The 20,548-nt window shown below is 41.2% G+C and carries 17 protein-coding genes and 1 pseudogene; 2 read left to right on the top strand and 16 right to left on the bottom strand.

The window, feature by feature from the left end; translation table 11 throughout:
* Positions 1-7: 7 nt before the first annotated feature.
* From P4S60_RS06125 to pyrC, 10 genes are all read right to left on the bottom strand, one after another.
* Positions 8-1,012 carry a hypothetical protein gene (locus P4S60_RS06125; RefSeq protein WP_337115360.1) on the bottom strand — a complete coding sequence of 335 codons (1,005 nt, stop codon included), beginning with the start codon at positions 1,010-1,012 and terminating at the stop codon, positions 8-10.
* A 56-nt stretch (positions 1,013-1,068) separates the two neighbouring features.
* Positions 1,069-2,328, bottom strand: a complete 1,260-nt coding sequence (locus P4S60_RS06120; protein WP_063705917.1) for a tetratricopeptide repeat protein — start codon at positions 2,326-2,328, stop codon at positions 1,069-1,071.
* An 11-nt stretch (positions 2,329-2,339) separates the two neighbouring features.
* Positions 2,340-2,957 carry an energy transducer TonB gene (locus P4S60_RS06115; protein ID WP_063705919.1) on the bottom strand — a complete coding sequence of 206 codons (618 nt, stop codon included), beginning with the start codon at positions 2,955-2,957 and terminating at the stop codon, positions 2,340-2,342.
* Positions 2,957-3,361: an ExbD/TolR family protein gene (locus tag P4S60_RS06110; RefSeq protein WP_054551557.1), complete on the bottom strand. Its 405-nt coding sequence runs from the start codon at positions 3,359-3,361 to the stop codon at positions 2,957-2,959. The genes P4S60_RS06115 and P4S60_RS06110 overlap by 1 nt, the downstream gene beginning before the upstream one ends.
* Before the next feature lie 14 nt (positions 3,362-3,375).
* Positions 3,376-3,900, bottom strand: a complete 525-nt coding sequence (locus P4S60_RS06105) for a MotA/TolQ/ExbB proton channel family protein (protein ID WP_036967538.1) — start codon at positions 3,898-3,900, stop codon at positions 3,376-3,378.
* Positions 3,900-5,264, bottom strand: a complete 1,365-nt coding sequence (locus tag P4S60_RS06100) for a MotA/TolQ/ExbB proton channel family protein (RefSeq protein ID WP_063705921.1) — start codon at positions 5,262-5,264, stop codon at positions 3,900-3,902. The genes P4S60_RS06105 and P4S60_RS06100 overlap by 1 nt, the downstream gene beginning before the upstream one ends.
* A gap of 6 nt (positions 5,265-5,270) precedes the next feature.
* Positions 5,271-6,041, bottom strand: a complete 771-nt coding sequence (locus P4S60_RS06095; protein WP_063705924.1) for a DUF3450 domain-containing protein — start codon at positions 6,039-6,041, stop codon at positions 5,271-5,273.
* 474 nt (positions 6,042-6,515) lie between these two features.
* On the bottom strand, positions 6,516-7,130 hold the full coding sequence (locus tag P4S60_RS06090; RefSeq protein ID WP_337115359.1) for a response regulator transcription factor: 615 nt from the start codon (positions 7,128-7,130) through the stop codon (positions 6,516-6,518).
* A gap of 434 nt (positions 7,131-7,564) precedes the next feature.
* Positions 7,565-7,774 (bottom strand): cold-shock protein, encoded by a 210-nt coding sequence (locus P4S60_RS06085; protein WP_036967526.1) that lies wholly within the window; start codon positions 7,772-7,774, stop codon positions 7,565-7,567.
* 340 nt (positions 7,775-8,114) lie between these two features.
* Complete coding sequence (gene pyrC, locus P4S60_RS06080; RefSeq protein WP_105173968.1) at positions 8,115-9,161, bottom strand: dihydroorotase; 1,047 nt, start codon at positions 9,159-9,161, stop codon at positions 8,115-8,117.
* Between the two features lie 190 nt (positions 9,162-9,351).
* On the opposite strand from pyrC, the gene P4S60_RS06075 reads away from it, so the two are divergent.
* Positions 9,352-11,724 (top strand): EAL domain-containing protein, encoded by a 2,373-nt coding sequence (locus P4S60_RS06075; RefSeq protein ID WP_337115358.1) that lies wholly within the window; start codon positions 9,352-9,354, stop codon positions 11,722-11,724.
* A 58-nt stretch (positions 11,725-11,782) separates the two neighbouring features.
* Here P4S60_RS06075 and P4S60_RS06070 read toward each other — a convergent pair whose 3' ends face one another.
* The gene (locus tag P4S60_RS06070; RefSeq protein ID WP_337115357.1) at positions 11,783-14,062 is read right to left on the bottom strand and encodes an acyl-CoA dehydrogenase; all 2,280 of its coding nucleotides are present in this window, start codon (positions 14,060-14,062) and stop codon (positions 11,783-11,785) included.
* 168 nt (positions 14,063-14,230) lie between these two features.
* Here P4S60_RS06070 and P4S60_RS06065 point away from each other — a divergent pair.
* Positions 14,231-16,082 (top strand): annotated as a pseudogene (locus P4S60_RS06065) (M2 family metallopeptidase).
* 56 nt (positions 16,083-16,138) lie between these two features.
* Here the strand turns inward: P4S60_RS06065 and P4S60_RS06060 are convergent.
* From P4S60_RS06060 to P4S60_RS06040, 5 genes are all read right to left on the bottom strand, one after another.
* Positions 16,139-16,927 (bottom strand): putative porin, encoded by a 789-nt coding sequence (locus P4S60_RS06060; protein WP_062564210.1) that lies wholly within the window; start codon positions 16,925-16,927, stop codon positions 16,139-16,141.
* A 220-nt stretch (positions 16,928-17,147) separates the two neighbouring features.
* Positions 17,148-17,522, bottom strand: a complete 375-nt coding sequence (locus P4S60_RS06055) for a PH domain-containing protein (protein ID WP_054551567.1) — start codon at positions 17,520-17,522, stop codon at positions 17,148-17,150.
* 2 nt (positions 17,523-17,524) lie between these two features.
* Positions 17,525-18,433: an ABC transporter ATP-binding protein gene (locus tag P4S60_RS06050; protein ID WP_337115356.1), complete on the bottom strand. Its 909-nt coding sequence runs from the start codon at positions 18,431-18,433 to the stop codon at positions 17,525-17,527.
* Entirely contained in the window at positions 18,430-19,248 is an 819-nt protein-coding gene (locus P4S60_RS06045; RefSeq protein ID WP_337115355.1) for an ABC transporter permease, read from the bottom strand. The genes P4S60_RS06050 and P4S60_RS06045 overlap by 4 nt, the downstream gene beginning before the upstream one ends.
* Before the next feature lie 114 nt (positions 19,249-19,362).
* Positions 19,363-20,541, bottom strand: coding sequence for a cystathionine beta-lyase (locus tag P4S60_RS06040; RefSeq protein ID WP_054551570.1), 1,179 nt, complete (start codon positions 20,539-20,541; stop codon positions 19,363-19,365).
* Positions 20,542-20,548: the final 7 nt, after the last annotated feature.

The raw sequence follows: 20,548 nt of genomic DNA, 5'->3' as shown, positions 1-20,548 counted from the left end.
CAGCATATTAATTTACAAACATAAAACTCATCGCAGGGTAAAGGACAATATCCTCAATTAACCAATCAGCTTGCTGCTGATCAACATTCAAACGCTTCATTAAGTTGACACGAGCTTGCTGTTCACTCCACGTGTGATAATGGATCCCCACATCAGTTTCCATCATTACTTGCCAAAAGTATTGCTCGCCTTCTGATAATTCACGTTTATTTTTCTGCGGATCAATGAATTCTAACTGCCAATCAAAGCCATCGTGCTGATGTTCTTGGGTAAAATAGCTCATTACTAATGGTTTTGTATGTGAATCAGTTAAAGGTAGTAAAAAATCAGCACTGTGAGGCTGCTTTAAAGCCAGTTGTATCTCGCTAAGCCAATCTAACGGTGGTTTAGTCACACCACTAAAGTAATTTAATTTACTCTGATACCAATCTTTCCCATTCGCCAAGCCAACCAACCCCAGTTTTGTGCGCGGCTTATATTGCGTTAAATATTGATTAAGTTTATTGAGCGCTGTTTGAACGTGGTTATCATTGTTATTTAAATGAGCTGTAACCATATTATGCAACAAGGTTAATTCGATTTTATTCAGTTTGAGATTACTTTGCTCAGCCGCGATTAAACGAGTTTCAACCAATTCTAACCAGGCAGCTAATCCCTGCTCACTGAAATCACCTTGTAGACGAGCGTTGCTAATAACATCACGTTGAATTGGCCATACAAAATAACGTTCAGGGTAACGCTCAGCAATGATCAGATAGTTCAATTGCGCTTGTTGAGAGTCAGTTAACTTTGTACCTTGTAGCCCTTTATAAGCTAGGTGTCGTGCCTGTAAATAGCTCTCAGAGAAAGGCCAACTTGTTACCTTGCTATGTTCATTTTGGTTAGATAATAAATTATTAATGTTACGAAGTTCTTGCTGTCCTTCGTGAACCGTGGTGAATTTTGTAGTTTGCTCAGAGCAAGCTATCAGCATCACACTGGCGACAAGTAATAATACGATCTGTCTTAGCATTATAAAATTCCATAAAAAAAGCCCCAAAGGGGCTTTTTAATTTAAAACAACATCAATTAGATTTTCACGCCATTACGGTTCGCTTTATCTTTGATGAAGGTTGACCAGCTCTTCGCGAATTTACGCGTACGCGGATCATCCATTGCTTTAGTGATAGCGTTGTAAGCTTGCTTATACTTCTCTTGGTAGTAGTAAGCTTCAGCTAAGTCAGAGTAGATAGTTCCTTTTTTATCAGAACCAAGCTCTAACGCCTTGTTCAAACGAACAACGGCTGCACTATAGTTTTGCGATTGTAAAAGTAATGAACCAGCTTTGCGGTAAAGCTCTGCATCGTCATCAAATTTAGCCGCTTCTTCATAGTATTTAGCTGCTTTTTCAATATCTTTTGAGCGGTGGTAGTTAGATGCCACTGCACTGATATTTTGCTTGTTACGCTTAACTTTGTTTTCGTTGATTGCCTTTTCAAGCACTACAGCTGCTTTGTAAGGAATATCGTTTAACGAATAAAAGTTAGAAAGTACTTTGTATTCAACTTCGTTTTCAAAATAGCCATTTTTATAGGCAACTTCCATGGTCGCAAGACCTTTCTTGAAGTCTTCGGTTTGTAGGTAATATTTACCTAAACCAACCCAGGCTTTTTTGTCTTCAGGCCAAACACGAACAATCTCTTCAGCTACTTCTACCATGTTTTTGTACTGTTTAAGTTCAAAATAGGCAGCTAGCTTTAATTGGTAAGAGGCTTTAGCAGGCTCTTTTGCCAATTCAATTGCTTTGTTTGCAGCAGGAAGTACGTCTTTATAAAGTTTTAACTCGTAGTTTGCTTGCGCAATACGTGTATAAACTTTGTCGTCTTCCTCACCTGTGAAGTCCATCCAAGCTGCATAAGCTTCTTTCGCTTTTGCATATTGCTCTGTACCTGCGTACATATCACCTAATAGTTTTAGGCCTTGCTCTTGGTCAGCAAAGTTTAAAACGTCAGGTTTAACAGCTGCTTGAACGTGCTTGATAGCTAACTGGTACTGCTCTTTTTGAGCGTACATTTGACCTAAATAACGGTCAACAGTCGCTTTGTCAAAGTCATCTGATGCATCAATTTCTTTAAGTAATGCAATCGCTTCGTCAAGCTTTTCTTCATTATACAAGTCAAACGCTTTAATTACTTTCTTACCAACGCGCTCACCCATAACTTTAGTTTTTGCTTTCTTACGCGCTTCAATCTTCGCGTAATCTGGCGCAGCTAAAGCAGGTGCAGTGAATGCCACACCTGATAGTGACATAAGAAGCGCAAGAGCAGTTACTTTAGATAAATTTCTCATTACTCGCCTCCTTAGTTGCCTTGGTTAAGTTTAAAGTCTAACTGAACCTGAAGACCCGGTTGTCTTTGTGGCTTACCATCAATAACTTTAGGACGGTATTTCCACTTAGATAACGCACGCTTAGCTTCACGGTCGAAGATACGTTTAGGATCAGCGTCGATCACTTGAATATCTTCTACACCACCAACTTCGTTGATAGTGAATGAAAGTTGTACCCAACCTTCTTTACCATCACGCGCTGCTTGCGTTGGGTATTTTGGTTCAATACGAACGATAGGTGTCGCGTCACCATCACGTCCAAATGCACCTGGACCACTTAGGCCACCAGCTGTGCTACCCACATCGATGCTTGGCATATTAAATGACAAACCACCAGTGTTCGGGTTGCTGTTTTCCGGCTGAGGCGGCTGCGGTTTAGGCGGCTGCTTTGGCGGTGGCGGAGGCGGAGGCGGAACACGCTTCCTCTCCTGCACCTTAGATTCAGGCGGATTCGTCATAATTTCGACTACGATCTGTTCTTTTTGTTCAGTCGCACGATCAGCTCCACCGGAGATGAGGTACGCCATGAAGTAGAACAAGCCGAAAGTAACTGCCCCACCTGCAATCAGTGAAAACAGAAAACGAATCATTACTGATCTCCAGCTATTGAAATTTTAAGGTTATCACCCGTCGCTTTGATCTGGTCCATAACTTTAACTACTACGCCGTGTTTTGCTTCTTTATCAGCTTGCAAAATTACAACTTCAGTAGGTTGTTCTGCTAATAAACTTTCAAGCTTAGCTGATACACGCTCAACGTCTACTTGTTGTTTATCAATCCAGATCGCACCGTCAGCACGGATAGCAACAAAAATGTTTGCATTTTTTTGCTTCGTAGCTGCAGCTGCTTTAGGTTTATTGACTTCGATACCAGCCTCTTTAACGAACGATGTAGTTACGATAAAGAAAATAAGCATGATAAATACGATGTCAAGCATTGGCGTCATGTCAACCGCTGCTTCTTCTTCTTCACGAAAACGTTGTTTACGTGCCATATTTAATTCTCTCTCTAGTGATGAGGCATGCTATCTACAAGTTTAGCTTTCGCCATTCTCGCTCTTGCCTCAAGGCGTGAGCTAAAGAATACTCCAGATAGTGCCGCAACCATTCCAGCCATTGTTGGGATTGTTGCCATTGAAATACCTGATGCCATTAAACGTGCGTTACCTGTACCTTGAGTAGCCATGGTTTCGAAAACCGCGATCATACCCGTTACAGTACCTAGTAAGCCGATTAAAGGACAAATAGCTACCAATGTCTTAATCAACAACATACGCTGATCTAATTTTTCAGACGCTTCAGAAATCCATGCTTCACGGATTCTGTGTGCGTACCAAGACGTAGTGTCTTGGCGGGCATCCCACTGAGCTACGATGTCCTTCGTCATACGAGGAAACTCAGCTAGTAGGAACCAATAGCGCTCAATCATTAAAACCCACATAAGAAAGAGTGCTATCGCGACCACGTATAAAACCTGGCCGCCTGTGCCAACAAAATCCCTGATAGATTCCCAGATCTCCATCAGGACTAGCATTAGGCTTTCTCCTTCTCCGCGTGAGCAGCGATGATACCTGCGCTTTGCTCATCAAGGACATGTAGAACCGACTTACTACGACCCGCAACGATTGAGTGAAGTAGGATAAGTGGTAGAGCTGCAATTAGACCTAACGCTGTAGTTACAAGTGCTAGAGAGATATTACCAGCCATGATCTTCGGATCACCTGTACCGAACAATGTGATTGTTTGGAACGTAAGGATCATACCGATTACCGTACCTAGTAGACCTAGTAATGGAGCGATTGCTGCCAAGATCTTGATAATGTTGATACCAGCTTCGATGCGAGGCGTTTCACGTAGGATTGCTTCGTCAAGTTTAAGCTCAAGGTTTTCAACGTCTTGATTCTTGTTGTCAGCGTAAACCTTAAGAATACGACCCAGTGGGTTGTTTGTATTCGGAGTAGAAAGGTTTTTAAGCTGGCTCTTAATCTTAGTGCTAGTAAGCGCAAGATCAATGAAACGAACGATGAAGATAAGTAGACCAACAACAAGTAATACTGTGATGATGTAACCTACTTCAGCACCTTGCTCGTAGTATTCCATTAACGATTTCTTCTGCGTGTTGATACGTAAGATCGCGCCACGAGTCGGGTCGATGTATACGCCAGCGTAGTTGTCTGCAGAAGTCTTTTCTAAATCGCTGATACCAGCTAGGATGTAGCTATCAGGTTGCTTACCTAGAGGTTGGATCGCTTTAGTTTCTGGAGAGTAGATTAAATAACCGTCGTCAGTTACTAAGTTGAAGTTACCGATACGCGTTACTTTCTTCACAGAAGATGAACCGTCAAGACCTGCAACTTCAGTTTCGAAAGTTGAAACTTTAGCTGATTCAGTCATTTCAGTTTGAAGAGAAATCCAAAGCTCTTCTAATTCACGTACAGTTGGAAGTTCTTTCGCTGCAGCTAGTGAACGAAGTACTTCAGCACGTCCTGGTTTTTCAGCAGAAACAAGTGATGCTTCGATTGAACCGATTGCATCAGCAGCTGCACGACGTACAACACCGAACATCTCACCTAACGTACCTTGAGCGTTTAAAAGAGCTTGCTCTTTTTCAGCTAAAGTATTTTCGTTTTGTGCATATTCTTTAGATAAACGATCACCACGTGCTTTTTCAGCAGCTAGGTCGCTTTTCGCTTTGTTAAGTAACGCTTGCTTGTCAGCACGAGCTGAAAGGAACTCTTGTTCACGTTGCTTGTTTAATTTGCCTTCAGAGATACGTTCTTGCTTAACTTGCTCAAGAATTTTGTCTAAAGCATCAGTGTTTGCGTGTGCATTAAGCGCGGTACCTGCAGAAACAGATAGTACTGCTGCAACAGCAAAACCTTTAAATAGTTTCTTCATTATTGATTACTCCGCGCCGAAGATTGGTAGTTTAACAAGTTCTAATGTCGCTTGTTTACGCGCCATACGGATAACTTCTTTAACAGGTTTTAGGTATTCTTCACCTAATTCTTTCCACTGCTTAGTGTTGTTATCCCACACCCACGCGTGCTTAAGGTCAAAAGACTGAGCTACGTAAGTGATACGACCTAAACGACCGAAGTCAACGTTGATGCTCTTACCATCGATCTCAAGAGTACCTTGAGAAGCAGTTACAGCTGAGCTGTATGCAGTTTCAACAGTGTAAGCTTCAAGAACTTGGCGGAATTTTTCAGATGTAGTAACTGATGCTGACGCCATGATGTCACGAAGTCTTTCAACACGTGTTAAACGGTTTTCAAGATTGAACGGAACGTCCGCTTTGATGAATTGCTCAAGCGTATCGATCATGCGATACATCAAAGGCACAACGTTTTGTTTCGTGTTATCGATAGTTGCGATTTGACGGTCAAACGATTCGATTGAAGCGTTTTGGTCAGCGACCAAACGTGCTACGTGATCGTTATAAACCTTCATTAGCTCAGTTTCGTCAACAACGCTACGGTACTCAGCGATTAGCTCTTGAGTTTGACCATATACATTGTCAATTTTAGTTTGAGACTTAACAGCAGCCTTTTGAATTTGTTGACCTGCATCTTGCACATCTTTCAAAGGATCTGCAATCACATTGCTGCTTGCAAATGCAAAAGCGCCAACCAACGCTGATGCTACAAGACTCTTTCTGATTTTAACAGACATAGTTCCCAACCAATTAAGTAATGTTACTTTTATAATTTAATTACCCTCCGAAGAGGACAACCCTGATATCTTTTAATAGATATCAACCCTCCAATAATGCTAAATGCATCAGAGTCTGTCAACTTGATGTTCGGCTTTCATCGGAAAAATTTGGTGACTCGTCGTTGAGATGAAAATAACCAAAACAACGAATTAACAAAAATATAACAGAGGTATTCAACTGCTACTTCTATAGCCCTTTACTGGCGAACATTGCATTCATGTTAGGTTCAAGCTTAAACATAAATGTAACATTTTATGAAAACAGAAAGAGCTTAAGAAAAATGAAAAAAAAATTCAGTTTATTCATCTAAAAAATCTATTTTGCAGAATTTTTATGCACCGAGCTTACATTACTGCTCAATATGCAGGCAAAACAGACATTAAACACAAGAATGAGAGAGTTGAATTCTCTCACCGCTATGGGTGAGAGAATTAAAATACAGCGCGGTCTTTTACCAGCTTTGCAAGTGAGATAATTGAATCAACTTCAAGCTTTTCAAATATTTTCGCTTTGTATGTACTTACCGTTTTGTTACTAATGAAAAGCTTTTCACCAATATCTTTGTTCGATAAGCCTTGGAGTAAATAATTCATCACCGCGAGCTCACGTTCTGTTAGTAACTCATCGATGTCTTTTTCAGAGGCAATAAGATGCTCTTGCGGAAAGAATGTATAACCACGCAAAATCATTTCAACAGCAGAAGAAATATCTTCAAGACTTTCAGCCTTATTAACAAATCCCTGTGCGCCTAGTTTCGCAGCTGTGCGGATGATGTGTTTGTCTTGCTTTGCAGATAAAAACAATACTTTGCCAGTAAAGCCACTACTGACTGCACGCTTATATAAGCTAAAGCCATCGGAGTCTTCTAACTCGATGTCTAAAATCGCTAGCGCTACATTATTACTTTTTATAAACTGCAATGCTTCCTTTTGACTTCCAACAGCTTGTACTTCATTCACCAGAGTAGACTTTGCAAGTACCATCTTAATTGCTGTTGCCACCATCGGGTGGTCGTCTACCAAAAGTATATTGTTTCCTATGCTCATCGATTAGCAAACCTTCATTATATTTCATCAAACAAGTATAAGTTACTCAGCATTTTTTCCACATGTGGATAGGTTAAGTTTAGCGGGTTATTTCTAGATTGGTGAAAAATAACTGTAAACTTTCCTTCGCGGTTAACTTTCATGTTTGATCAAAACTACTAACTAAACATAACAGCTGATGTCATGTTAAATAAAATCCCATCGGTACAGCATATAATACTTTAGTTATGGAGAGTAGCTTTTAGGGCATAGATCGTGAACTTCTAGCTTAAGGGCTGACTAAATTAGTCATTTTCAATGCCTTTGGAGGAATATAATTTCGGTACAATTAGAGTGATATATGGTGAAGGGTAAACGTGGGGTTGTTAGGTATTAAAATGAATTTTGGTGAAACAGAAACTGTTTCACCAAAATGCTAAGTTTCACATAAATAATTATGCTACTTCTACGTTCTCAGCTTCAGGGCCTTTTTGACCTTGTTTGATGCCGAAAGATACTTGCTGACCTTCGCTAAGAGTGCGGAAGCCTGTACCTGTGATAGCGCTGAAGTGTACGAATACGTCAGGGCCATTTTCTTGTTCAATAAAACCGAAACCTTTAGCTTCGTTGAAGAACTTAACTTTACCAGTAACCGTGTTTGACATACCAAATTTTCCTGTAAGTCAATTATTAAAATTCAGCCAATATGGCTCTATCCTCCCTGAGTGAATGCCCAATAAACTTGGGGTAAAGTACAGGAAGAACCAATAACCAAACCGGTAACCGTACAGCCGCACATTATCCGTAAATTCAATACGCAAAAACTCAAAGCAATTTAAGACTAACACATTAAATAGTTTTTAGCTCTAATAATCGAAAATAATTTTAAGGTCAACCGCCTAAACAAAAATATATGACAGTACTATTTATAAACAATTAATATTCAATGAAAAAAGCCCATCAAATTGATGGGCTTTTAATTCTAAATTTATCGCTTGCTAAAACTTATTTAACTTGCCAATCCATTTGCGCTTCAGCTTTGATTGGTACTACTTCTGAATCACCTAATTTATAGCTTGCAGGTACTGTCCAGCTCTCTTTTACCAGTGTGATCGTATCTTGGTTACGAGGCATTCCGTAAAAGTCTGGGCCAAAGTGGCTTGCGAAACCTTCAAGCTTATCTAAAGCACCGGCTTCTTCAAAAGCCTCTGCATAAAGTTCAATAGCTGCGTGAGCAGTATATGCACCAGCACAACCACAGGCCGCTTCTTTTTTGTCTTTATAATGCGGTGCAGAGTCAGTACCTAAGAAGAATTTTTTGCTACCGCTTGTTGCAGCACCAATTAGCGCTTGCTGATGAATGTTACGCTTTAGAATAGGCAAGCAGTAATAATGTGGGCGAATGCCCCCCGCCAACATATGATTGCGGTTATAAAGAAGGTGATGAGCTGTAATGGTCGCAGCTACATTCTCTGGTGCATTATTCACAAACTCAACCGCATCTTGTGTGGTGATGTGCTCAAGCACAATCTTAAGGCTAGGAAAGTCATTTACTACGTCCGCTAGAATTGTTTCTAGGAAGACTTTCTCACGGTCAAAAATATCGATTGATGAATCAGTTACTTCACCATGCACTAATAGCAACATACCCACTTCTTGCATTGCTTCAAGTACTGGGTAAATGTTTTTGATTGATGTCACACCTGAATCTGAATTGGTCGTCGCGCCAGCTGGGTACAACTTAGCAGCAACAATTTTACCTGTTGCTTTCGCTTTTTTGATTTCTTCTGGTGTTGTTTTATCTGTTAGGTATAGCACCATTAATGGCTCAAAGTTACCTTGCGGGCCCGCAGCTTTAATTCGCTCATAGTAAGATAACGCAGTGTCTGTACAGGTTGCCGGTGGAACAAGGTTAGGCATGATGATCGCGCGGCCCATGTATCGGCTTGCATCACGAACGGTATCAACGAGTTGCTCGCCATCACGTAAATGAATGTGCCAATCATCAGGGCGTGTAATTGTTAGAGTTTGCATCGAATTTAAATCTGACATTGCTGGTTTCCACGGCTAAAGTTAGGGGGATAGCGTAAACGTTGAGCAAATAACCTCGCTTATTCACTCAAGTCCATATTCAGGTGCCTAGTTTACACCAGTTCCAGTTTTTTTGAAAATAACTTTGTGGATAGTTTGATAGTAGGTTAACGTAATAAATTAATACAACATTTCGGTTACCTTTTAATCTATGCCTAAGAGTTTAGACGCTGCTTTTGCACTTGAGGTCAAAACAGACCAACTACATATTATTAATCAGTTTTCATCATCTGTGATGCAATTAGACACAGTTGAAGAATTGTTAGAATATGTCACGTCTGAAGTGGTAAGCCGCTTAGGCTTCATAGAGTGTGTCATTTACTTAGCAGACGATAAAACGCGTACCCTCAAAGAAATGGCGTCTATTGGCACAGCAAGCAGCCATGATACATATCATATTGACCGTACAGAAATCAGCTTTGATCAGGGTATTACTGGGTATGTCGCAAGCACTGGTAAGCCGTTAATGATTGGCGATGTCAGTCAAGATCCGCGTTATATCGCAGATTCTCGCCCTGCTCTTTCTGAGCTTTGCGTACCATTAGTTTACAAAGAAAAAGTTCTGGGTGTCATTGACTGTGAGCACCCACAAAAACATTATTACAATGATGCGCATTTAGAGATTTTATCAACAGTGGCGCATCTATTAAGTGCCAAGATAAATCAAGTTCGCACCGTAGAAGACTTACAGCAAACCGTGATGCAGTTAAACGACGCGCAAAAACTTGAACGCTGCATGCTGCAAATCGCTAACTTAACCTATCAATCAAGCGAGCTAGATAGCTTCTTTGAGTCTTTACATGGCATTATTACCTCTTTGCTGAGGGCAGATAACTTCTTTATTGGCCTATATGACAAGCAACTAGATGTGCTTGATTTAGTTTATATTATCGAAGAAGGCGTGCGTTCTAACGCGCATAAGAAAATATCGAAAGAACAACTAAAAGACACCGCATCTTATTATTTATTAAACATCGACCAATCCTTACTTTTTACGAAAGAAGAGTTTCAACAGCACATTGATGCAGGTCATTTTAAAATGGTTGGTCGTCAGGCCGAATCTTGGCTGGGTGTGCCATTTAAAGTAAATGAGCGTATTAGTGGTGTTATCGCTGTACAAAGTTATAGTAAAAGCTATCACTATGACGAACATGATCGTGCCTTACTTACGTATGTGAGCCGCCAAATTAGCATGGCGATAGACCGTCAATTATCAAGACAAGAGCTTGAGCACCGTGCTCTTCACGACGAATTAACCGGTCTTGCCAATCGCTCGTTGTTAATTGAGCGTATTAAACATGCCATTCTGCGTCTGGCAAGAGCAGATAAACGTCACCAACATGCCCTGCTCTATCTAGACTTTGACCGCTTTAAAAGTATCAATGATTCATTAGGTCATGAGGTTGGCGACCACTTTTTAGTAAAAATCTGTGAGTTGATCTTAGGTACCATTCGCAATACCGATACCTTTGCCCGTTTGGGGGGCGATGAATTTGCCATATTTATGGAAAACATCACCGATAAACAGCAAATTAATGATGCCCTTGAACGCATTCAACAGGTTCTCGCTGAGCCCCTCGATATTGATGGTCATTTATTGCAAGCATCAACCAGTATTGGTGTTGCGTTTTGTGAAAGCAGTCGCGATCAAGCTTATAAGCTATTGCAACATGCCGATGCAGCAATGTACGAGGCGAAGTCATCAGGTCGAGGCAAGGTTAAGTTTTTCAACAATACCATGCGTAAAAAACTTAAAAATCATGCTGATATAGAAAATGATTTACAACATGGTATTGAGCATAACGATTTTGAACTCTACTACCAGCCAATTTTTACCATTCAAGATGCACAGGTTGTTGGTTTTGAGGCGCTTGTGCGCTGGCATCACCCAAGTAAAGGCTTTGTCTCACCAAATGATTTTATTCCCGTTGCTGAAGACACAGGCCAGATTATTAATCTAGATTTACATTTGCTTGAGCTTGCTGCAAAGCAAATCGCAAAGTGGACGAGTGAAGGTAAAGCTTTCGGCAGAATTACCGTGAATGTATCATCACGTCATTTTGCAAGCCTCGACTTTGTGGCACAAATTCATGCCTTGTACTCTAAATACAGGCTTCCTTTGGGCTCGCTGTGCTTAGAAATTACCGAGTCAGGACTAATTGGTAATTTAGAGCTGGCTACAAAAATCATAAAAAGCCTTGAGCCTCTTGAAGTAAAACTATGTTTAGATGATTTTGGTACTGGCTACTCTGCGCTTGGTTACTTACACCAATTACCTATCCATATTTTAAAAATCGATAAAAGCTTTATCGATCATTTACATAAAGCACATAACCCCTTGGTTGATGCCATTTTATCGTTAGCCCAATCGTTAAAGCTCGATGTTGTTGCTGAAGGAATTGAAACAGAAAAACAATTAGCAATCTTAAAGCAAACTCAATGTAAGTTTGGTCAAGGCTTCTTAAAAGCGAAACCTATGCCAGCCAGCGAAGCAGAAAAAGTCATCACTCACGGATTGGTATAAGCTAATATAAAAAAGCCTTGCAAATGCAAGGCTTAGTTTATTTATACTTTACAATAAGTTACAGCTCGCCGGGAGCAAAGTTATCTACGGCTATTGCTTTTTTCCGTAGTTCATTGGCTTGATTCATACGCTCTGCAACGGTTTCGTTAATCAAGTTTTTCTCTTTTGCTTCGGCAATTGCGCCCTCAAGTTCAAGGTTTTTCGCAATAGTGCCTTCTTTTTGCCATTTACGAAGCTGCTTAAAGTCTTCATGAGTATCAATCATGGCTAAAAAGGCATTTTCCATGACACCCGTGCCTGCATTTTCATCGACATAACAAAGATGGGTTAATCTGTCTCTAAAGACCCCAGGTTTGCTCATGTGCTCACACATTGTTTGAGCTAACTCATCGCTTGGACGGTGGTAATGATTACCTAGTGGGAAGACAATACGTTTTAGTAAAAAATTAACCACAGGATTAGAGAAGTTTTTAAAGAAGCCATCGAATGCCTGACCAATGCAGAATAACGAATGCTCTACGGCATATTGCACAAAAGGTAGGTCCGCTTGCTGGCGTCCTTCATCTTCATAACGTTTCAGTACACATGAAGCAAGATATAAGTGGCTAAGCACATCACCTAAACGAGCCGAAATCATCTCTTTACGTTTTAACTCACCACCTAACACTAACATCGCAACGTCAGTACAAAACGCTAAACCACGGCTCATGCGGCTTAACTGTTTGTAGTAAACAGTGGTTGCGCCACATACAGGGGCTTTAGCGAAGTAACTGCGCGTTAAACCGTGCACAAATGCCATACCTGCATTACTACCTGCAAATAAAATATGTTGCAGCAGTAATGAGTCGAATTCTTTCAAGGCAACATCATGGTCTTCCATTGCAGCCGCTTCCATCTCTTTTAAAACAAACGGATGACAGCGAGTGGCGCCTTGACCAAATATCATCAAATTACGAGTCAGAATATTTGCACCTTCAACGGTAATCGAAACTGGGATCCCCATATAGCCATGGGCTAAATAGTTATTCGGCCCGACTTGAATACCTTTACCCGAATGAATATCCATAGCATCGTTCATAACTGTACGACCCATTTCAGTCATATGGTACTTAGCTATGGCGGTAACCACAGACGGACTGAGTTTTAAATCAATCGCCCCTGCAGTCATTAACCGTGTCGCTTCTAAGGTGTAAGTTAAACCACCTATGCGAGCAAGCGCCTCTTGAACACCCTCAAATTGGCCAATCGACACACCAAATTGTTGGCGTACGGTTGCATAGGCAGATGTCATTCTTGAAGCCAAGTGGCCAGTTGCTGTACTAAGTGCCGGTAACGAAATACCACGGCCAGCACTTAAACATTCAACTAACATACGCCAGCCTCGACCAGCGCCTTTTTCACCACCAATGATCCAATCAAGCGGAATAAACACATCTTTACCGTACGTTGTACCATTCATAAATGCCATATTTAAAGGGTAATGACGCTCACCTGTTTGAACACCTTCATGGTCTGTTGGAATAAGCGCACATGTAATACCAAGCTCTTTTTTATCACCTAATAAGCCCTCAGGATCGTACATTTTAAATGCAAGACCCAGCACGGTGGCAATTGGCGCAAGGGTTATGTAACGTTTTGACCAGTTAAGTTTTAAACCAATCACTTCTTCACCGTCATGCATGCCTTTACACACTACGCCTGTATCAGGAATACTGCCTGCATCAGACCCAGCCTCAGAGCCCGTTAATGCAAAACAAGGCACATCATCACCCTTAGCTAGGCTTGGCAACCAACGCTCTTGTTGCTCTTTAGTTCCATAATGAAGAAGTAATTCGCCAGGACCTAAGCTATTTGGTACCATTACGGTAACCGCGACGGTTAAACTCTTAGTGGCAATTTTCGATACGATGGTTGAATTTGCAATCGCCGAAAACTCGCGACCACCAAATTTTTCAGGAATGATTAACGCAAAGAACCCTTCTTTTTTTAGGTAGTCCCAGACTTCTTTTGGTAGGTCTTTATCTTTTTGCACGATTTGATAATCATCAAGCATGGCTAACAAGGTTTCGACTTGCTCGCCCATAAATGCGCGTTCTTTTTCGCTGAGTTCAGGTTTAGGAAAACGATGCAGTTTTTGCCAATCTGGGTTACCACTGAATAGTTCACCATCCCACCAAACATCACCCGCTTCCATAGCTTCACGTTCTGTTTGCGATAACGGCGGCAAAACTTTTTTAAACATACTAAACGTAGGTCGTGTGACAAGATTGATGCGAATGTCTTTCACCGCAAAAATTACAATCACAGCAACCAGTAACAGAATGATTACGGTCGTCATTGTGCAATCCTTTTATTTTAATTAACTGGTTCAAGTATGACTGATCGTGCCATAAATACAACGTAAGCGGCTCTTACCTAGGTTGTTTTTACCGATGCAGTTTGTTGTTTACTAAGACACTGCTATTATGCATGGGCAATAAATAACAATAAACTTCTAGGGAACGTTATGAAAAAGACTCCATTTAAGCTCAGCATGAGCGCACTTATGGTCGCAAGTGCACTAGCACTTACTGGCTGTAATGATGACAGTCGCGAGCACTAAAACAACGACTGCTGAAGTCAAATCAAGCCAAGTAACAGCACAAGATGCTGCTAAATTTATCACCGATACTGAAAAAGAATTAAGCGCGCTTTATTTAGAAGCAAGCCGTGCTGAATGGATTTATGCCAACTTCATCACCCATGATACTGCTGAACTATCTGCTGAAGTAAATCGCAAAATGACTGAAGCTGTTGTTCGCCTTGCTAATGAAGCCGCAAAATTCGATAGCTTAGAGCTTGATTACGATGCACGTCGTAAACTCGATAAACTTAAACTAGCGCTCACCTTACCTGCGCCACAAGATGCTGAAAAAACAGCTAAGCTCTCACAGTTAGTCGCTGAGCTTGGGGGTATTTACGGTAAAGGTAAATACTGTAAAGAAGATGGTAGCTGTTTAAGCCTTGGCGAGATGACTGCCAAAATGGCAACGAGCCGTGATTACAATGAATTGCTTGATTTATGGCAAGGCTGGCGTCAAGTTTCAAAACCTATGCGCCCGCTTTATGAGCAACAAGTTGCACTCACCAATGAAGGTGCAAAAGAGCTAGGTTATGCAGATACAGGTGCGATGTGGCGTAGTAAATACGACATGCCAGCCGATGATTTTGCGAAAGAACTCGACCGCATTTGGGGCCAAGTTAAACCACTTTATGATTCATTACATTGTCATGTTCGTGCCAAGCTAGGTGAAAAATATGGCGAAGATAAAGTACCACAAGACCAACCTATCCCAGCACACCTTTTAGGCAATATGTGGGCACAAACGTGGGGTAACATCTACGATGTTGTTGCGCCAGAAAATGCCGATCCTGGTTATGACGTAACTGAACTATTAGCTGAGCACGATTACGACGAACTTAAAATGGTACGTGGTGCAGAGAAGTTCTTTACATCAATGGGCTTTGCACCACTACCAGATACCTTCTATGAGCGCTCACTTTTCACTAAACCACAAGACCGTGATGTACAGTGTCATGCATCAGCATGGGATATCGATAGCAAAGATGACCTACGCATTAAAATGTGTATTCAACGTACAGGTGAAGAGTTCTCAGTTATTCACCACGAGCTAGGCCATAACTTCTATCAACGCGCATATAAAGATCAGCCTGTTTACTACCAAGAAAGTGCGAACGATGGTTTCCACGAAGCAATTGGTGACACCATTGCGCTTTCTGTTACACCGGGTTATTTAAAAGAAATTGGTTTATTAGACGAAGTGCCTGATGAGTCAAAAGATATTGGCCTGTTAATGAAAATGGCATTAGACAAAGTAGCATTTATTCCATTTGGTTTATTGGTAGACCAATGGCGCTGGAAAGTTTTCTCAGGTGAAGTAACGCCAGAGAACTACAACAAAGCGTGGTGGGAATTACGTGAAAAATATCAAGGTGTCCAAGCGCCTATCGCACGTAGCGAAGCAGACTTCGATCCAGGTGCCAAGTATCACGTACCAGGTAACACGCCTTACACACGTTATTTCTTAGCGCACATTTTACAATTCGACTTCCACAGAAGTTTATGTGAAATTGCCGGTAACAAAGAAGCGATTCACCGTTGTTCTGTATACAACTCTGCTGAGGCCGGTGAAAAACTAAATGCAATGTTAGAGATGGGCTCAAGCCGCCCATGGCAAGAAGCTCTTGCGACGATCACTGGTAAAGAAGAAATGGATGCAACAGCAATCTTAGATTACTTTGCACCGTTACAAAAATACCTTGATGAGCAAAATAAAGACCGCCAGTGCGGTTGGTAATGATAAAAACGAAAAAGCCCGCATTATGCGGGCTTTTTATACCATCAAATTAATGATTAAAACTGTAAGCTTACGTTTGCAAAGTATGCATCGTAATCTGAGTCATCCCAGTTGTTTGCATAACCAGCTTTTAAGCCTACGTTTTTGTTAAAGAAGTGCTGTGCACCAAAGCTGTAGTCATCTTCTTTATTAAACGTTACAAATGCTGACGTTGCTTTAGAGAAGTAGTAGTTAGAACCTAGTTCCCAAGAGCTACCGCTATCGTCTGTATCTGAGATTGTACCTTCAATTGTTAGGTAGTTACCTTGTTGAAGATCCATGAAGTATTTTGCATTTACTGCACGGTAATCAAACTCATCGTCAGCTGTGAATGTGAAGCCTAAGTAATCAGTGCTGTTAAGCTGGTGATTGTATTTAAGGTCGAACATTACAGTGTTGTCACCGTCTTCTACGTCGATAAATGTTGCTTTAAGAAGAAGGTTAGGATTAAAGAAGTAACCTGCAGATACATTGAATAAATCAGTATCTGAACCGTAATCGTAGTTGCTATAACCCGCACCAAATACAAAATCTTGTACGAAGTATTCACCACCGATGTTAGTTACATCACCAAAATCATCATCAGCGTACGAACCAAACACGTTGGTTGTTCTGTTGATGTATTCAAACTGGTCGTAAGGACCCATTGTTTTCTTTGGTGCGAAGTAATACGTTGAATCAACGCTTACTGTGTCGTTGCCATCGGTGTCCATGTACCCTAAATGGCTAATTGATTGGTAACTATCCGCAGCAGTCGCGGCAGTTGACAGAAGCATACTCGAAATAATAACTGCTAACTTTTTCATAAACAGATTTCCCTATTAACATTGTTTCATTGCTGTTGAAAACTAGCCTGATGGCTAAGTTGGGCACATGCTAACGCGAGAAAACTGAATGGAAACTTAACTAAGCGTTTGTTTTTACTTGATTAATTGTAATAAAGTGTCGGCAAATGTAAAGAAAAAGTTGGCCGAAACTTGCGTCTCTAAGCCAACTTTTAATAAAAAAATAAAGCTTGTCAGTACCTTATAAAGCGAATTGACTTATAATTCTATAAACCTCATTAATGTTATCTCCTGCTTTAAAGTCTTTGCTGATTGGCGTTGGATCTGAACCAACCCAAATTTTTAGTTCAGCATCCAGATCAAAATGCCCAGCACTTTCTTTACTAAACTTAGTAATTTTTGAGTAAGCAATACTCAGCATTTCAACTTTAGAGCCAGTAACACCTTGTTTATCAATAATAATTAATCTTTTATTGGTAAAGATGAACATATCACGAATGACTTTATAGGCTTTTTGTACTGTTTCACCATCAATCAGGGTATTAGCAAGCAGCTCTTCTAAATCATCATTATCGACTTCACTTGCGTTACCCATTAATCCGCTTAATAAACCCATAATTAGCTCTCCTTATTAAAAATTTGATTTTCGAGTGTGTGACCATTCACTAGTTGACGATACTGCCAACCTTGTTGATAACAAAAGTGTAGAAGATTGATATCAAAAGGCTCAGCGGTTTTTTCAAACTCGATCACATATTCTTTTGCTTGGCTCATATAAACATGATGTACATGGGCAAGGCTTGCAAGCTGTGCTTCTACATCATCATAGTTTTGATTTAACTGCAGTGTAATAAAGTGTTTATTATCTTGCGTGCTAGAACGGGCTTGATGCTCACTTAACACCCCTTTATCGAGGTGTAAAACCCCAGAGCATAAACGCTCAAGCTCAGTTAAGTCATGGGAGCTTAAAATAAATGTTGCTTCGTTACTTAAAGAACTTACCAGCTCCCTTACCTCACGAGCATGAATTGGATCAAGGCCTGCAGTTGCTTCATCAAGCATCACTATTTCAGGTGAACCAATTAATGCCTGTGCAATCGTCACTCGCTTACGCATACCATGAGAAAGGTCATCCGGTCGCTGCTTAGCCACTTCTGACAAACCAACCAGCTCTAAAACACGAGCCGTTTCTTTTTTACGAACTGCACCACTTAGCCCTTGTAATTGACCATAAAAGTTAAGTTGATGCGCAATACTAAAACGAGGATCAAGCTGAGCATCTTGCGGTAACGCGGTTAGCTTGCCAAATAACGCCGCGCTGCACGGGGTATGCCCCATTACCGATAGCTTTCCTGAACTTGGTAATATATAGCCACATAACAAACTGAATAACGTTGTTTTACCCGCACCATTAGGACCAACTAGCGCAACCGGTGCCCCTTTGTTTATCTCAAAGCTAACGTTATCGAGCGCTCGTTTAGCCCCGTAGTTTTTTGACAAGCCTTGTGCTTGAATTAAAACGGTCATAATGAGCTCCTCGCAAAAATTCGTTCACCAGCAACCAGTAGCACAGCCGTTTGTAAAACTGGTAAACCAAGAGCCAATGTGACACCTGCACGCTGACCTGCCATTAAATCAAGTTGATAGCCCGGAAATATGTAATTTAAAACCTCAAATGCAGGCCATTGCCATGTTAGTAAGCCAATCACAATATTACCGCCAGCAAAGAACAAAATAGCCAATACAAACGCAAGACGCGATGAACGGGCAAAGGTATTCAAAAAGCTCATCAAAGCAATAAATGGCATAACTGCAACAAGTAAATAAAATAACAACATAAAGCTTCGCGATAAGCCAGAAAGCAGCAAACTTGGATCACGATAGCCAAGCATTGCAACCGTTGCCATCAAGGTAACAAACAACAATGCTGCTAAAATGAGTAGCTGCCCTAAAAAGCGGCCAATGATGATTTCTGAACGAGTCGCTCTAAGTGATAAAAAGCGTAACGTACCTCGTTGTCTGTCGCCCACTGTTTGGTCACAACATAGAAACAAACAAAAGCTTGGGAAACTAAATAAAGCAATCAGCCAATAAACGGCAAGTTCAGATTCAGGCCAATCAAGTAATTTACTGATGCCAATGGCGCCAAATGCCTGCCTAGCAAAGTCGGCAAAATCAGGTGAGCTAATTAAGGTCACAGATTGGGCAATGGGATAACGTAAAATAAGTAGCCAACAAATGGCAAAAGCGGCAACCGCCAACAAACCACGTTTGGTTAGAAATAGTCGCACCAGCTCAAATTGGGCAATTTGTGCAAGACGTTTAGGATGTAACTGCGTCACTCATAATCCTTAATGAATTTTATTATTAGAATTACACTAAGTTGAAACAGCTTGAATTACCAGAAAAAAAGACCCGACAAGCGGGTCTTATGTAACAAAGTATAAACTTTTAATCTAGAGGTGGCTTTCGTACACTGCAAGCGCTTGGTCAAGATCGGCTAGTAAATCGGCCACATCTTCAAGGCCAATGTGAAGTCTTATTACTGGGCCTTGCGACCAACCTGTTTCAGAGCGAAGCCCTTTCATGCTCAGGTTTGCCGTGACTAAGCTCTCATACCCGCCCCATGAAAAGCCCATTTTAAAATGGTGCAAGCTATCTAAAAACGCATCAATCGCTTGTTGATTTCCCTGCTTCATTACAAATGAAAATAAGCCGTTGCTGCCATCAAAATCTCGTTTAAAGAACTCATGACCCGGGCACGTTGCAAAAGCCGGATGGCGAATATGATCAACCAATGGGTGTGTTTCAAGCCATTTAGCCACTTCGATAGCGGCTTGTTCATGCTGTTTTAAACGCACAGCCATAGTACGCAGACCACGTAGTGCTAAATAGGCATCATCCGCAGAGGTACATTGACCTAATAGGTATGAATTTTCGCGAAGGGTTGGCCAATACTTTTTATTGGCAACCGCCACCCCCATCATCACATCAGAGTGACCCACGATGTATTTTGTTGCAGCTTGAATACTAATATCAACGCCATGCTCAAGCGGTCTAAAATGCAGGCCATTACCCCAGGTGTTATCTAGCATGGTCATTACACCACGCTCATTTGCCTTAGCAACCATGGCTGGCACATCTTGCACTTCCATGGTGATTGAGCCAGGTGATTCTAAAAACAATACGCGAGTGTTATCTTTAATAAGCTCACTAATTCCTGCGCCAATTCCCGGCGGGTAATAGGTTGTTTCAATGCCTAATCCAGCCAGTATTTTGTCGCAAAAATCACGGGTCGGCTCGTAAGCAGTATCCACCATTAAAATATGATCGCCTGTTTTTACAAACGAGAGTAGCGCATTGCTGATTGCAGCCGCACCTGATGGATATAGCGCACAGCCTTCGCCGCCCTCAAGTTCAGCAATCGCTTCTTGCAGAGCAAAGTGTGTCGTCGTACCGCGGCGACCATAAAATAACGTTTTGTCACCTCGCTTCTTCGCCGCTGCTTTTAAATCAGCCACCGAGTCGAACACCACTGTTGATGCGCGTTGCACCACAGGGTTCACAACTCCTTGTGTATATGCTTTTTTACGCCCTGCAGAGACGATTTGGGTATTTTTATTTGTCTTTGTCATAATTTGT

The organism is Pseudoalteromonas sp. Hal040, from assembly GCF_037162425.1.
Classification (GTDB): domain Bacteria; phylum Pseudomonadota; class Gammaproteobacteria; order Enterobacterales; family Alteromonadaceae; genus Pseudoalteromonas; species Pseudoalteromonas gelatinilytica.
Note: the sequence above shows the minus strand (reverse complement) of the source record. Positions and strands in the feature narration are given on the sequence as shown.